Origin of the sequence: Salinibacillus kushneri (assembly GCF_900111405.1) — a bacterium.
Lineage (GTDB): Bacteria > Bacillota > Bacilli > Bacillales > Alkalibacillaceae > Salinibacillus > Salinibacillus kushneri.
On sequence record NZ_FOHJ01000001.1, the window covers coordinates 95,174 to 108,351 of the forward strand.

The 13,178-nt window shown below is 38.2% G+C and carries 14 protein-coding genes; 6 read left to right on the top strand and 8 right to left on the bottom strand.

Annotated elements, in window-relative coordinates:
• Nucleotides 1–7 precede the first annotated feature (7 nt).
• Nucleotides 8–1,183 carry an acetyl-CoA C-acetyltransferase gene (locus BMX63_RS00485; protein WP_093130879.1) on the bottom strand — a complete coding sequence of 392 codons (1,176 nt, stop codon included), beginning with the start codon at nucleotides 1,181–1,183 and terminating at the stop codon, nucleotides 8–10.
• Nucleotides 1,184–1,221: 38 nt separating this feature from the next.
• Nucleotides 1,222–3,621: a 3-hydroxyacyl-CoA dehydrogenase/enoyl-CoA hydratase family protein gene (locus BMX63_RS00490; RefSeq protein ID WP_093130881.1), complete on the bottom strand. Its 2,400-nt coding sequence runs from the start codon at nucleotides 3,619–3,621 to the stop codon at nucleotides 1,222–1,224.
• A gap of 181 nt (nucleotides 3,622–3,802) precedes the next feature.
• Between BMX63_RS00490 and BMX63_RS00495 the strand changes: the two genes are divergently transcribed.
• Both BMX63_RS00495 and BMX63_RS00500 read left to right on the top strand, forming a co-directional pair.
• Nucleotides 3,803–4,072: a hypothetical protein gene (locus BMX63_RS00495; protein WP_093130883.1), complete on the top strand. Its 270-nt coding sequence runs from the start codon at nucleotides 3,803–3,805 to the stop codon at nucleotides 4,070–4,072.
• A 335-nt stretch (nucleotides 4,073–4,407) separates the two neighbouring features.
• Nucleotides 4,408–4,677, top strand: a complete 270-nt coding sequence (locus tag BMX63_RS00500) for a spore coat protein (RefSeq protein ID WP_245732681.1) — start codon at nucleotides 4,408–4,410, stop codon at nucleotides 4,675–4,677.
• Nucleotides 4,678–5,061: 384 nt separating this feature from the next.
• Here BMX63_RS00500 and BMX63_RS00505 read toward each other — a convergent pair whose 3' ends face one another.
• Together BMX63_RS00505 and BMX63_RS00510 are read right to left on the bottom strand one after the other, a co-directional pair.
• Nucleotides 5,062–5,928 carry a DMT family transporter gene (locus tag BMX63_RS00505; protein ID WP_425441441.1) on the bottom strand — a complete coding sequence of 289 codons (867 nt, stop codon included), beginning with the start codon at nucleotides 5,926–5,928 and terminating at the stop codon, nucleotides 5,062–5,064.
• 345 nt (nucleotides 5,929–6,273) lie between these two features.
• On the bottom strand, nucleotides 6,274–6,888 hold the full coding sequence (locus BMX63_RS00510) for a metal-dependent hydrolase (protein ID WP_093130889.1): 615 nt from the start codon (nucleotides 6,886–6,888) through the stop codon (nucleotides 6,274–6,276).
• Between the two features lie 581 nt (nucleotides 6,889–7,469).
• Here BMX63_RS00510 and BMX63_RS00515 point away from each other — a divergent pair.
• The 4 genes from BMX63_RS00515 to BMX63_RS00530 are packed head-to-tail and all read left to right on the top strand — an operon-like array spanning nucleotide 7,470 to nucleotide 9,808.
• Complete coding sequence (locus tag BMX63_RS00515) at nucleotides 7,470–8,231, top strand: metal ABC transporter ATP-binding protein (protein ID WP_093131615.1); 762 nt, start codon at nucleotides 7,470–7,472, stop codon at nucleotides 8,229–8,231.
• A gap of 14 nt (nucleotides 8,232–8,245) precedes the next feature.
• Entirely contained in the window at nucleotides 8,246–9,073 is an 828-nt protein-coding gene (locus tag BMX63_RS00520; protein WP_093130891.1) for a metal ABC transporter permease, read from the top strand.
• Between the two features lie 22 nt (nucleotides 9,074–9,095).
• Nucleotides 9,096–9,473: a fluoride efflux transporter FluC gene (locus BMX63_RS00525; RefSeq protein ID WP_177167109.1), complete on the top strand. Its 378-nt coding sequence runs from the start codon at nucleotides 9,096–9,098 to the stop codon at nucleotides 9,471–9,473.
• Nucleotides 9,470–9,808 carry a fluoride efflux transporter FluC gene (locus tag BMX63_RS00530; RefSeq protein ID WP_093130895.1) on the top strand — a complete coding sequence of 113 codons (339 nt, stop codon included), beginning with the start codon at nucleotides 9,470–9,472 and terminating at the stop codon, nucleotides 9,806–9,808. Before BMX63_RS00525 ends, BMX63_RS00530 begins: the two co-directional genes overlap by 4 nt.
• A 21-nt stretch (nucleotides 9,809–9,829) precedes the next feature.
• On the opposite strand, the gene BMX63_RS17800 is transcribed toward BMX63_RS00530, so the two are convergent.
• The 4 genes from BMX63_RS17800 to BMX63_RS00545 are packed head-to-tail and all read right to left on the bottom strand — an operon-like array spanning nucleotide 9,830 to nucleotide 13,175.
• Nucleotides 9,830–9,976, bottom strand: coding sequence for a hypothetical protein (locus BMX63_RS17800; RefSeq protein ID WP_177167110.1), 147 nt, complete (start codon nucleotides 9,974–9,976; stop codon nucleotides 9,830–9,832).
• 59 nt (nucleotides 9,977–10,035) lie between these two features.
• The gene (locus BMX63_RS00535) at nucleotides 10,036–11,061 is read right to left on the bottom strand and encodes a hypothetical protein (RefSeq protein ID WP_093130897.1); all 1,026 of its coding nucleotides are present in this window, start codon (nucleotides 11,059–11,061) and stop codon (nucleotides 10,036–10,038) included.
• Nucleotides 11,054–12,244, bottom strand: a complete 1,191-nt coding sequence (locus BMX63_RS00540) for a DUF58 domain-containing protein (protein WP_093130899.1) — start codon at nucleotides 12,242–12,244, stop codon at nucleotides 11,054–11,056. The genes BMX63_RS00535 and BMX63_RS00540 overlap by 8 nt, the downstream gene beginning before the upstream one ends.
• 1 nt (nucleotide 12,245) lies before the next feature.
• Nucleotides 12,246–13,175, bottom strand: a complete 930-nt coding sequence (locus BMX63_RS00545) for an AAA family ATPase (protein WP_093130901.1) — start codon at nucleotides 13,173–13,175, stop codon at nucleotides 12,246–12,248.
• Between the last annotated feature and the right edge of the window lie 3 nt (nucleotides 13,176–13,178).

Sequence of the window (13,178 nt, forward strand, 5' to 3'; positions counted from 1 at the left end):
CTCCCCATTATAATAGTTCAAATACACCAGCAGCTCCCATACCGCCGCCGATACACATCGTAACAACACCAAACTGTTCATTTCTGCGCTTCATTTCATGGATTAACGATAATGTTAGTTTTGTTCCTGTGCATCCCAATGGGTGCCCTAGTGCAATAGCCCCACCATTTACGTTCACTTTATCTTCATCCAATCCCAGTTCTCGAATCACACGTAAGGATTGGGACGCAAATGCTTCATTTAATTCAAATAGTCCGATATCAGAAAGATTTAAACCTGCAATATCCAGCGCTTTCGGTACAGCTTTTATTGGACCTACTCCCATGATTTCAGGTTCTACTCCTGCCACTGCAAAGGAATGAAACTTAGCGAGCGGTTCCAGTCCCTCAGAATTTGCTTTTTCACGGTCCATAACCAACACACTTGCTGCTCCATCACTCATTTGTGAGGAGTTACCTGCTGTAACAGTACCGTTAACGGAAAAGGCTGGTTTAAGCTTTGCTAACACATCCGTCGTAGTTCCTGAACGCACACCTTCATCCTGATTTAACGTAAAAGATTTCTCTTGAACTTTGTTATCCTCTCCCAGTTCACGAACGGTGACATCAACAGGAACCGTTTCTTCATCAAACTTACCTTCTTCCAAAGCTTTTGCAGCTCTCTCATGACTTCTTACAGCAAAGGCGTCCTGATCTTCACGGGATATTTCAAAGCGCTTTGCCACTTCTTCCGCTGTGTGGCCCATTGACATATAATAGCCAGGAGCATTTTCTACCAAATCCAAGTTAGGTTTAATCACATGTCCGCCCATTGGGATTAGACTCATAGATTCAGCCCCACCGGCAATAATCGTATCACTATGTCCTAACATAATACGTTCAGCAGCATAAGCGATGCTTTGGAGTCCTGATGAGCAATAACGGTTAATGGTGATGCCTGGTGTATCAATGGATAAACCAGCAAGACCACCAATATTTCGAGCCATGTTCATTCCTTGTTCAGCCTCTGGCATAGCGCATCCAATGACAATGTCATCTATATTACCCTCATAATGATTCGCACGCTTCAGTGTTTCTTTCACAGTCAGTGCTGCCAAATCATCGGGGCGTGTATTGGCTAGTGACCCTTTTTTCGCTCTTCCGACAGGTGTACGGGCACCTGATACAATAACAGCTTCTTTCACACTTTTTCCCCCTCTTCTTATTGGAGTATTTTTATTGACTAATTACGAAGCGGTTTTCCTTTCATGAGCATATGCTGCATTCTTTCTTGGGTTTTTGGTTCTCCTATTAAACTTAAGAAAGCTTCACGCTCTAAATCTAGTAAATATTCTTCATCTACCAGTGTTCCTTCTTTCAATCGTCCACCCGCTAATACAAATGCCAATTTTTCTGCAATCTTCAAATCATGCTCAGATGCATATCCGCCAATTTGGAGTTGCTTAGCTCCAAGGAGCATTGTCGCATAACCGGCTTCTCCTACAATTGGAACTTTATTGCGTTCAGGTGCCTTATATCCTTCTTTATCTAAAGCTAAGACTTTCTGTTTCGCATCATAAATAAGATGGTCGGGATTTCTGCTAATCGAGTCATTTTGGCTAAGGATTCCATTTTCTCTAGCTTCCTCTGCAGATGTAGAAACCTTTGCCATTGCAATTTTCTCAAACACATCATTTGCAATTTTTTGCAAGTCCAGATCTACACCTTGAGGAAGTCCTTTCAATTGTTGAATATAGTATTCTTTATTACCGCCTCCACCTGGGATAAGGCCAACACCAACTTCAACAAGCCCCATATAAGATTCAGGAGACGCTTGAACAGAGCTTGCTGGCAGGCATACTTCTGTTCCTCCACCAAGTGTCATACCAAATGGTGCTGCCACTACAGGCTTTTCACTATATTTAATATTTAGCATCGCATTTTGGAATTGCTTTACGATCATGCCCAATTCCATAAAATTGAAATCCTGTGCTTCCATGAGCATCATGCCTAAGTTTGCACCAACACAGAAGTTCTTCCCCTGGTTTCCTATCACTAGACCACGGTAGTTGTTTTCCACTTCTTCAAGAGACTTATTAATCATTTGGATAATGTCTAATCCGATGGAATTACTTTGAGAATGAAATTCCAACAAAGCAACGTCATCCCCAAGGTCAATTAAACTTGCACCTCTATTTTTCTTAATCACACCTGCTTTTTCTTTGTGTAATTTGAGATTGACTTCCTTTTTATTCACTTGTTTTTCTTTATATTCACCCTGATCGTAATAATAAATCTTACCATTTTCCTTTTTATAGAAGGATTCGTAACCATTCTCCAACATTTCTTCTATCCATTGTGGAACTTGAGCGCCTTCTTCTTTCATTCGCTCAACAGATTTTTTCACACCGATTCCGTCCCACATTTCAAATGGACCAAGTTCCCAGCCGAATCCCCATTTCATAGCGTCATCAATAGCTGTTAAATCATCTGCTATTTCTCCTAAAAGCTCAGCCGAATAGATGAGGGCTGGTTTTGTAATGGACCAGATTAAGTCTCCTGCACGGTCTCCCTTAGCAGACACAAGCGCTTTCAATTTACGTTTCGATCCTTTCTCCTGCTTAGCTGCTTCCGTTGCAGAGGTTTTTAATTTTTTACGTTCTTCATATTCTAATGTTTCAGGATTTAATTCGTAAATTTTACTTCCGTCTTTTCCTTTCTTTTTAAGGAAGAAGCCCTGGCCCGATTTTGCTCCTAACCAGCCTTTGTTCAGCATTGAATGAATGAATTCAGGAATTTCAAAAACTTCCTTTTCTTCACCTTCCACCTGGTCATAAACGTTTTTAGCAACATGTGCAAATGTGTCGAGACCAACAACATCTAATGTGCGAAAGGTTGCACTCTTTGGACGGCCAATTAACGGACCGGTTACTGAATCCACTTCTCCAATGCTAAACCCGCCTTTTTGCATTTCTCTAACCGTAACAAGAAGTCCATAGGTACCAATTCTGTTGGCGATAAAGTTTGGCGTATCCTTAGCTTCTACGACTCCTTTTCCTAGTACATCTTCTCCAAAAGTCTTCATAAAGGATAGAACATGTGGGTCTGTTTCTTTATTCGGAATCACTTCTAAAAGCTTCAAATAACGTGGCGGGTTGAAAAAGTGTGTACCCATAAAGTGCTTTTTAAAGTCTTCGGAGCGTCCTTCAGCCATCGCCTCAATAGAAATACCAGAAGTATTTGAGCTTACTACCGTACCCTCTTTTCGATATTTTTCAACCTGGGCAAAGACTTTTTTCTTAATATCCAAGTTTTCAACAACAACTTCAATAATCCAGTCCACATCTTGTAATTTTTCCATGTCATCTTGCATATTCCCAACTTCAATAAGGTCAAGACTTTTTTTGCTGGTAATTGGTGATGGTTTTTGCTTTAAGAGTTGCTTTTTACTCGATTCACTCATTCGATTTCTGACTTTAGGGTCTTCAAGGGTTAACCCCTTCTTTTTCTCCCCTTCTGTTAACTCACGAGGTACAATATCGAGCATTAATGTTGGTATTCCTAAATTAGCCAAGTGTGCAGCAATTCCAGATCCCATTACGCCTGACCCCAATACTGCTGCGCGCTTGATTGTTCGCTCCATGCTAGTTCCCCCTATCTCTTTTGAATGAACACTCATTCATTTTCGCTACGAAAAAAATAGATAGTTACCTATCTAAGTCTTAATTTCACTATAAAATATATTCAGATTTTTCGCAACGGTTTTTTTCTCAAAAAAATGTGACATCCTATAAAGAGAAAAGCTTTAGAAGGAGGAATTTTAAATGGCACAGGAACAGCAGAATAATCAATACCAGCAAACCAATGCCATGCCTGCACCCCCAAATATGATTAGTACAAAAGATCATGTTTATTTATCGGATATGCTGTCATGGAATTTAATTGCTAGTAAAAAGGCACATTTTTTTGCCCAGCAATGTCAAAATCAAGAAGTTAAGACTGCTCTGGAAGCAGCTGGGGAAATGCATCAACGTCATTACGAGAAGATATTGCAGTACTTAAATCAAAATCCAAGTCCACAAGTGAATCACTGAGAAATATGCCAGGTGGGCTGAAATAATATACTCGATGGCTGTTGGAAGGATTATTGTTCTCCTCTTTTACAAGTAAAAATCAGCAAATAAGTAAATTTATCACTTATACACTTAGAATGTTTTACATGTTTTTTAACGAACAAAAGGGTCTTCTTTCATATGAAGTGAATGAATCCAGGTAATTTAACTTGGAGAACAGCATAAAAGAAAGGATGGTATATATGACAAATGAGAATCAGCTAAAGCAGCAGGCCCAAAGAAATTTGCAAATTCAAAGCCAGCAGCAAAGTCAAACCATTTCCAACCAGGAAACTCAGGTACCAAAAACCCCCCAAATGAATGAACGGGACTTTGTCAATGATATGCTTGCCACCGAAAAATACATGACCGCTTCCTATAACACCGCCATGAATGAAGTCAGTAATCAAGGTCTATATCAGGATGTTTCACTAATTTTCAAAGAAACGCAAGACTGTCAGCGCAACCTGTTCGACCTCATGTTTAAAAATGGATGGTATAGCCTGGAAGTTGCAGATCAGCAGAAAATGCAACAATCCTATCAACAATACGCAGGCGACAAAAACCAATTCCCTTATTTGCAATAAGAAAAGCGGAAGGGCCTTGATCAGCCCCAATCGTATAAGTAATCCCATGGAATGGTGGTTTTACCATGTAATGGGGTTGCTTATATCGACTAGGGGCTAGGCCCTGGAGCTGGACATAGAAAAGCGGATGCGACTGGTTAGGTCCTACAGCATAAGCAGAATTCACGGAGTGGCACGCTTTTCGCCACACAGTGGATTCTGCTTATGTCTGCTTGGACCTAGGAGCCGTAGCTGGACAATAAGAAAAGCGGAAGAGCCTTGATCAGCCCCAATCGTATAGGTAATCCCCATGGAACTTGCCTACAGAATAGAATAATTTAATGATAGTAAATAACCGCTCAGGAATTTGAGCGGTTTTTCCTTTTATTTATATTCTTAAAGCCTTTACTTTATTTCTACAGGCTTACTCTTTTGCACTTGTATCTTTTTCCTTCCTTTGTAATTCACCACAATAATGCCCAACGCAACCATAGCAATAGCCATTAATATATACATATTCAACTGCTCCTCTGGTATAAAGATTGAAGACAGAACAGTACCTGCAACTGGAACAATAAACTTATACATACTGATAATACCTGCGTTGTTATACTTAAGGAGTGAATACCATAGCGCAAAGGCTATAGCCGAAAGAAAAGCAGAATAAATAAGTAATCCCCAGCCAAAGGAAGTAAATACTATAGCTCCCTCCGATAATTGGGGAACTCCTATTAATAACATAAGAATGGAGCCTAAAGACAACTGCCAGCCCGTTACAGCAAATGGATGTATTCCGACAGCCAATTCTTTTGCCATAATCGTTGCAATGGCACTTGTGAATCCGGATAAAATCATAAAGCCCTCACCGTTCCATTGAAAGCTAAGCTGAAACTCCTGACCCCAGTTGGCAATAATGATGCCTGAAAATCCTGCAACCAGTCCGATAGCCTTTTTCCAATTTAAACGATCACTTTTATAATAAAAATGTGCCAGGAGTACGGTAAGAAACGTTCCGCTTGAGCTGAGAATCGCTCCTTGCATTCCTGAAACGTTTGCTAATCCATTATAAAAGAAAAAATATTGAAGTGCTGTCTGTACAATACCCAGAATAATCAATATCAAAAATTGTTTACGCGAGACCAAAATACTTTTAGGATTCATTACTACTAAAAATAATAATACAATAAGACCTGCTAATAAAAAGCGCATTCCCGCAAAAACAATTTTGGCAATAATATCATCGGCAGCCATTTGCATTTCCGTATAGCTTATTTTGAGAACAGGAAATGCACTGCCCCAAAGAATGGAACAAAAAACGGCTATGCCTATAACAGACCATTTTGTTTGAAATAAGCCTTTCATGCTGTCATCTCCTCTTAATCTATTAAGTCAAATAAAGTAATCTTATGACATGAAAAGGATGTAAGCAAGAAATATGTTTGTCCATTAGAAAAACACGTGCGAAAAGGTATTCACACGCGTTCACCCATCCTTAGTCTATGTACTCCCCAATCCAATAACGGGATTTCCAAGCCATTATCTTCTCTAAATTGCCGTTTCCTTATCTACAGAAATCTGGCTTATTTCCTAAAGGAAGGGGCTAAGTTTTCATTCCATCTACACTTGAGTAAACAATAACCAAATATTAGCCAAAACTAATGAAAAAACGATGCCCCTCTCAGCTTGGGATCCCGTGTGGAAAGTAAATAAAAAGCGATAATATTTACGATGAAGCGGATAAAAAAGGGGTACACCACGTTTAGTGATAAAATCACCAAAAATATGTGATAAAACTCCTATTCCACACCCCATCTGTAAATAAAGGGGTATAGTAAACCAAATAGATAGAAGCTGAAAATAGATTCCCAGCATCGCTACAAATAGTAAGGAGTGTGTCCATGTACGATGACTGCTAAAGACAAAGAAAACTGGAATAATAAGCGCTAATAAAAAGATTGCCTCTGCATTTATCCACGACCAGAATCTTTCTGAATCTACTAAAAAGAAGCCAATCAAACCTATAACCAATATCGAAGCGATTGAATACATGTATCTCCCCATTTTAGATTTCATCGAATCCATATCTGGGAGCAATGAACCTATCATGATAGCAAAAAAATATCCGATATACTCTTTTTCACTTTGAAGGGAAAAAGGTAACGTACTGGATATTGCTGTTATGGAGGCAACTCCCCAAGTAATTCCCATAGCTTGATGTCCGCTTGCTAGCATTTCTCATACATTCCTTTCTAACATAAGCACCTACGCAGGATTATATTCTGACATTATGTTTTTTTCAATGTCAGAAACTCTCAGAAAGAATACCGGACCTTCTCTATTGGATTAGATCCTGTATCCTTCTACACTTCATAATGAACTCCCTCTCCCCTATCAACACGGATTAAATCTTGCTAAACGATTGTTCCCCTTATGTATTTTGCCTTACGGGCTTATCAGCAAATAATAAATATACTCACTGTATCTCCAGCTACTGTAACTCCTGAGGTCATAAGAAGAATCCATTTGTCAAAAAATATATTACTCAGCGGATTCTATTTAGGAGTTGAGAGCTGATCAGCAGCCTATGCTTTTAAACAAATCGTAATCATTATGATTTACAAATTGGATGGAGTTCGTTAAAATAAAAAAAGTTTTATAATGAATGATATATCGTTACGTTGATTAGGATAGAGTTAGACTTAGATCATAACGAGGAATGAATCAGGAATGTTTCCATCACTTATTTTTCTCCCGACTATTCTTTAATATAGGGTGGATGATAACGGATGAATGCTAAAAATGGAGGAATAGGAATGGACTCAACAGCCCCTGTACTATCAGTAAATCAATTAGATTATAAGTACGAACAACAAAATGTGCTTGAAGGTGTAACCTTCTCAATTCAAAAAGGATCTTTTGCAGGTCTGGTTGGGCCTAATGGATCCGGGAAAACCACACTTATTCAACTAATCCTGGGTCTCTTACGGTTACAGGAGGGAAACATAGAACTATTCGGAACCCCTATTCAGAAGTTTAAAAACTGGAATAAAATCAGCTTTGTTTCTCAAAAAGCTAATACATTTAATCGGGGATTCCCAGCTACTGTGTATGAAGTAGTGGCAATGGGCCTAACCGGAAATATCGGGTATTTTCGTTTTTTTAATCGATTACATAAAAAACAAATTTACCAGGCAATTGAAAATGTAGGAATGAGTGATTATGTCCATCGTAATATTGGAGATTTATCTGGTGGTCAACAGCAAAGAGTATTTATTGCAAGGTCCCTCGTAAGTCAACCTGAACTCCTTATATTAGATGAGCCAACTGTTGGGGTTGATACTGAAAATGTGGAGCGCTTTTACAAGATGCTTGCCCGGTTAAATAAACAGGAAGGCATTACACTTTTGTTAGTCTCTCACGATATTGGCACAATTACTTCCTATGTAACAGATTTATTATGTCTGAACAAAACCATCCATTATCATGGAAACCCCTCTGAATTTTATCAAAAATCCGATGAGGAAATTTCAAAATTTTACGGTCACTCCATGCACGCTATATCTCATGACCATTAACAGGAGGAACAGGAATGTTAGAAACCTTTTTAGAATTTGAATTTTTACGCAATACCTTTTATACGGGTTTATTAATTGGGCTCATTGCACCTCTTCTGGGAACCTTTATAGTCGTGCGACGTTTATCCTTAATCGCAGATGGACTATCGCATGTAACGCTTTCAGGAATTGCCTTTGGTCTATTTTTAGAGAAGAAAATTGCATTGTTAGCCATATCACCGTATTACGCAGGAATTGGATTTTCAATTATTGGGGCAATGATTATTGAATATTTACGCAGTATTTATCAATCTTTTCAGGAAATAGCTATTCCGATTATTTTATCCGTAGGGGTTGGGCTGAGTGTTATTTTTATTTCCTTAGCAGATGGTTTTAATACCGATTTATACGCTTATCTATTTGGTTCCGTTGCGGCAGTTAGTCGCCACGATTTATACTTTATTTTGGGAATTACATTATTTATAGTTGCTGCTGTATTCTTTTTTTACAAGGAATTATTTGCTGTTTCCTTTGATGAGGAATATGCCAAGGTTGCTGGCATACATGCAAAATATGTTCACTTATTATTTATTCTGTTAACAGCACTTACGATTTCAGCTTCTATTAGAATTGTTGGAGTATTACTCGTTTCAGCACTCATGACGCTACCTGTAGCTTCGAGTATTCGAGTGGCTAAAAGCTTTAAACAAGCGATATTTTATAGTATTATTTTTGGAGAAATTTCCGTTATTGCCGGACTCATTAGCGGCTATTATTTTGAAATCCCTCCTGGTGGTACAATTGTTGTATCGTTGGCGATTATTTTAGGGATTACATTACTCTTTAAATCAAGAAAATCTTAGCTGTCCGGAAGGTGTGTTACATGTGTCAAAGCTAATTTGGATAGGCATTTCAATAGGAGGAGGAATCGGTGCAAGTTTACGCTATGCGCTGTCTTTAATCATTGATTATTCAGCATTTCCGTGGGCGACACTAATTACGAATTACATTGGGTGTTTATTATTACCATTCATTCTTTTGCTTCCCACTTTAGATCCCAATCTAAAAAAAGTGATTGGAACAGGAATGATTGGTTCCTTTACAACCTTTTCTACCTTCTCTACTGAAAGTATAGAGCTGCTTCAAAGTGGTCATAGTCTATTGTTTTTTCTATATATTTTCGTAAGTATAGCGGGGGGATTATTTTTTAGTGGAATAAGTTATACATGGATGTCAAAACAGTTTGGAAGTGAGCGGTCATGATGGGAGTTTTTCTAGGAGGATGCTTTGGAGCCTTCTCACGTGCCTGGATAAGTCATTGGCTAAACCAAAACGATTTTCCCTGGGGGACCTGGATTGTCAATATCTTAGGATCCATTTTACTAGGTTTCATTCTTGCTTTTGATTTTCAAAATCACTGGTTACATATCTTTGGTATTGGTTTTTGCGGTGCGTTTACCACTTATTCAACCTTTAGTTTAGAAACGATTAAGCTAATTGAACAAAAAAAATGGATACAATCCTTTGTTTACCTGGGTACGTCTATTGGAGTAAGCCTTATTATTGTGATGAGTATATTTTATTTCTTTACGACATAAAAAAAGGAAGACAGGGTATCACTAGTCACCCTCTTCCTCTTTCACTCTGCTTTTCAGTTGTTGTCTTTTGGCATCCAAATCTTCTTTTAACTGTTTGACCTCCTTCAGTGAAATATCTTCTTCCCCATATCTGACCCTTTGATACAAATCCACATCAGATAAAGTCAAATCAACACGGTAAAACCAATCCTCTATCGTCTCATAAGGCTTGCGTCCGTACCCTGACTTTATCGCAAATTGTTCAAATTGATAAAATAATCGGCGTGCCAGGTGATTCGGCTTTCTGGAAAAACGCTGAAAAAGGGAGCGACGCAAACGATCCCGATTGTCACCATCTCCGTAATCAGAAAAATAAACGTCAGTCTGCTTTTGTTTTGCCTTATAGCCAACGAGCTCCCGTTAAAAAACTTCTTTGTAAGATATAGCGCCGTGACAACCAACAGAAAAAAACCAATCCAAATCAGCACATTTACAGACTGATTGATAACTGCTTGTGCATCTTCACCTAAAAACTGATACTGATTTTGATTCATATTTTCGTCTATTTTACTCATGGAAGACTGTTCAGATGGCTCTACATCTATATTGGTAATTCCTGTTAAATCAATTCCAAACCCAACTACCCTTAAAATGTATGTTAGAAATACCGCTAACCAATGAAGTAGCGTTTTAAAAATAGACCGAACAGGTTCAAAGAATAATAGAAATAGAAAGCTTATAAACAAAAAGATTAGAGAAAGCAGTCCAGGAATCTTTATCATCTGAGTAAAGGTCAACTCTTGTTCTGTCTTTTGTTGATGGGATATATAATGTCTGGTATAAAAGCCTATAAACAGAAGAAAAAATTGTACCATGGCCACCCAGATTACATCAGGATTTGAGAAAATAAGTGCTTCTGCAACTGCCAATAAAAAGGTCGTAAGCAGGATTGCTGTCTCCTTTTCAGTACTTCCTTCTTTCAATTGGTGAATGAATACAAAAATAAGTGTAAAGCCAAGTACAATGGCAACAAACCACGAAAGCTTGAAAAAATACATACAAACAAAGATGACAATTGGAATCAATAATATATATGGAGCATAGGTCGTAACCCTTTGTCTAATTTCAGCCAACAATACACCTAACAAGAAGACAGCAATTATGTATTCAGGAAATAGCAAAGGGGCATTTATAAGGTAATTAATCGGCATAAAGATAAGATAAATGATGATTGTGACCTGAAGAAATGAAAGGACTTGGTTCCATTTATCCATACTGCTCACCTGCTTTAAGTACTGGTACCATATATGCCCCTGATTGAGTTTCCTTTACATGGTAGACTTTCACACCCTGGTTCTGCCATTTTAATAGATAGGACTGGTTTTCTTCATATAAATCCCCAAAGCAGACAACAGTTTGTGGCTGTTCTAAACGTTGATCTACCCGAAGAAATAATCGAGAGGTATGAATAAGGTTCTGATTATTCGATACCTTTGCCAGCATTTCCATAGCTTTTTTCAAATGCTCTTTACCTTCTCCGGATTGAAGGTTGCCTTGATTGGTATTTAAATATAGTTCAAATGAAACACCCTTATTCGTCAAATACTGACAGACATAGGCGATATAGGATAATCGGTTTTCCATACTTTCATCCCAATAAATATTACCTAATCGAGTCCTGGCACTGAGATTAACAATCAAAACCCAGGAATGGTCCCTCGTCTTTTCATACACCTTTGTCTGCAGGGATTGTCTTTTGGCTGAAGCCTTCCAATGAATTCGTTTAAAAGGATCTGTTGGTTGATAATCCCTTGTTCCCACTGGTTGCAACACATCCTCGAAGGGTGAAAATCGCACCCTTTGTTCCCCTATCGTCTCATAGTTTGTTTCCTCTATCCCATAAACAGGTAAAGACGATGGATAAACAAGAATTTCTGTTTGATAAAAAGGGCGAAACCTTAAACTAATCGACCGAAAATTAATAAGATGAGGATATTGATAGTGAATATTGGTAATTTGTGTAACCCCTCGTTTATAAGCTTTTATTGGGATTATTAGCTTAGTCTCACCTCTCGAGAGAATAGATAAGGGTATTTCATAATGATCTTTTCCCTTCACTTTAGTAGCCTTGAATCTCAAAATATCTATTATATCGTGAATCAGGAAAGAGAACGTACCATTAACCACAGGAAGTAAGGAGTGGTGAGTAAAATTAAAATCAATAGTCGTTTCTTGTCCAGGAAAAAGGCGAATTTGTTTTTTTGAATGGTTTAATACTAAGGATTTGCCTGCTATCCGGTGATATCGCCTACTTAGGATAATAAAGATTATTAACAAGCCAACAAGTAAAAATAATAGGGACTGCTTGAAAATTAAGCTAATCAAAAAGGTGATTATACTGATAATGGCGAGAAGTTCATAATACTTACTTTGGTTGAATTGCTTTTCCCATTGCATATTAATCTCTTTCTCCAATCTCTACTGGAACTTCAATGAACTCCAATATATCAGCAACCACTTGTCCTGAATTTTTCTGCAGCGATGCTTCCATTGACAAAACAAGACGATGAGCAAAAACATAAGGAGCCATTTCCTTTACATCCTCAGGTCTCACATAGTTTCTTCCTCTTATAAGAGCAAGTGCTCCTCTTGTACTTATTCCCAACTCAATGTCAGCATGCTGCCGTGTTTGTCGTACAATATTTAACAGATACTCTGTTACAGTTTCCCCCAGCCGAATCTTTTTGACTTCCTCTTGCATAATGAAAATCTCATCCTTTAACAGACTTGGCGATGTAATATCATTTAAAGGATCATCCATCCTGTACTTATCTAAAATTTTCTTCTCAATATCCAAAGAAGGATAATCCATATTTATTTTCAGCAAAAATCGGTCCAATTGCGCTTCAGGAAGAGGAAAGGTACCCTGGTTTGATTCAATTGGATTCTGGGTAGCAATCACCATGAAGGGAGGATCCAAAAAGAAAGTCTCCCCATCTATAGTTGTCTGGTTTTCTTCCATTACCTCTAATAGACTGGACTGGGTTTTGGGTGTAGCCCGGTTGATTTCATCGGCTAATAATATATTGGTCATCACCGGACCTACTCTTAATTCAAATTCCTGTGTCTTTGGATTATAAAATTGAAGACCTGTAACATCACCAGGCAGAACATCCGGAGTGAATTGCACCCGCCCATATTGACCAACCACCACTTGCGCAAAGCTCTTTGCAAGCTTCGTTTTTCCAGAACCAGGCACACTTTCTAAAAGCACATGACCATTTGCTAATAGGGCAGTAAATAATAATTCAATCGCTTCATCCTGCCCCATGATAACATTTTTTATCGTATCCATACTTTGAGTTATTTTTGCTTGAATTGAATCCATAAT

Coding starts and splice junctions, on each gene's coding strand:
- BMX63_RS00490 (WP_093130881.1), bottom strand. CDS start 3,621: ATGGAGCGAACAATCAAGCGCGCAGCAGTATTGGGGTCAGGCGTAATG.
- BMX63_RS00495 (WP_093130883.1), top strand. CDS start 3,803: ATGGCACAGGAACAGCAGAATAATCAATACCAGCAAACCAATGCCATG.
- BMX63_RS00500 (WP_245732681.1), top strand. CDS start 4,408: ATGAATGAACGGGACTTTGTCAATGATATGCTTGCCACCGAAAAATAC.
- BMX63_RS00510 (WP_093130889.1), bottom strand. CDS start 6,888: ATGCTAGCAAGCGGACATCAAGCTATGGGAATTACTTGGGGAGTTGCC.
- BMX63_RS00515 (WP_093131615.1), top strand. CDS start 7,470: ATGGACTCAACAGCCCCTGTACTATCAGTAAATCAATTAGATTATAAG.
- BMX63_RS00520 (WP_093130891.1), top strand. CDS start 8,246: ATGTTAGAAACCTTTTTAGAATTTGAATTTTTACGCAATACCTTTTAT.
- BMX63_RS00530 (WP_093130895.1), top strand. CDS start 9,470: ATGATGGGAGTTTTTCTAGGAGGATGCTTTGGAGCCTTCTCACGTGCC.
- BMX63_RS00535 (WP_093130897.1), bottom strand. CDS start 11,061: ATGGATAAATGGAACCAAGTCCTTTCATTTCTTCAGGTCACAATCATC.
- BMX63_RS00540 (WP_093130899.1), bottom strand. CDS start 12,244: ATGCAATGGGAAAAGCAATTCAACCAAAGTAAGTATTATGAACTTCTC.
- BMX63_RS00545 (WP_093130901.1), bottom strand. CDS start 13,175: ATGGATTCAATTCAAGCAAAAATAACTCAAAGTATGGATACGATAAAA.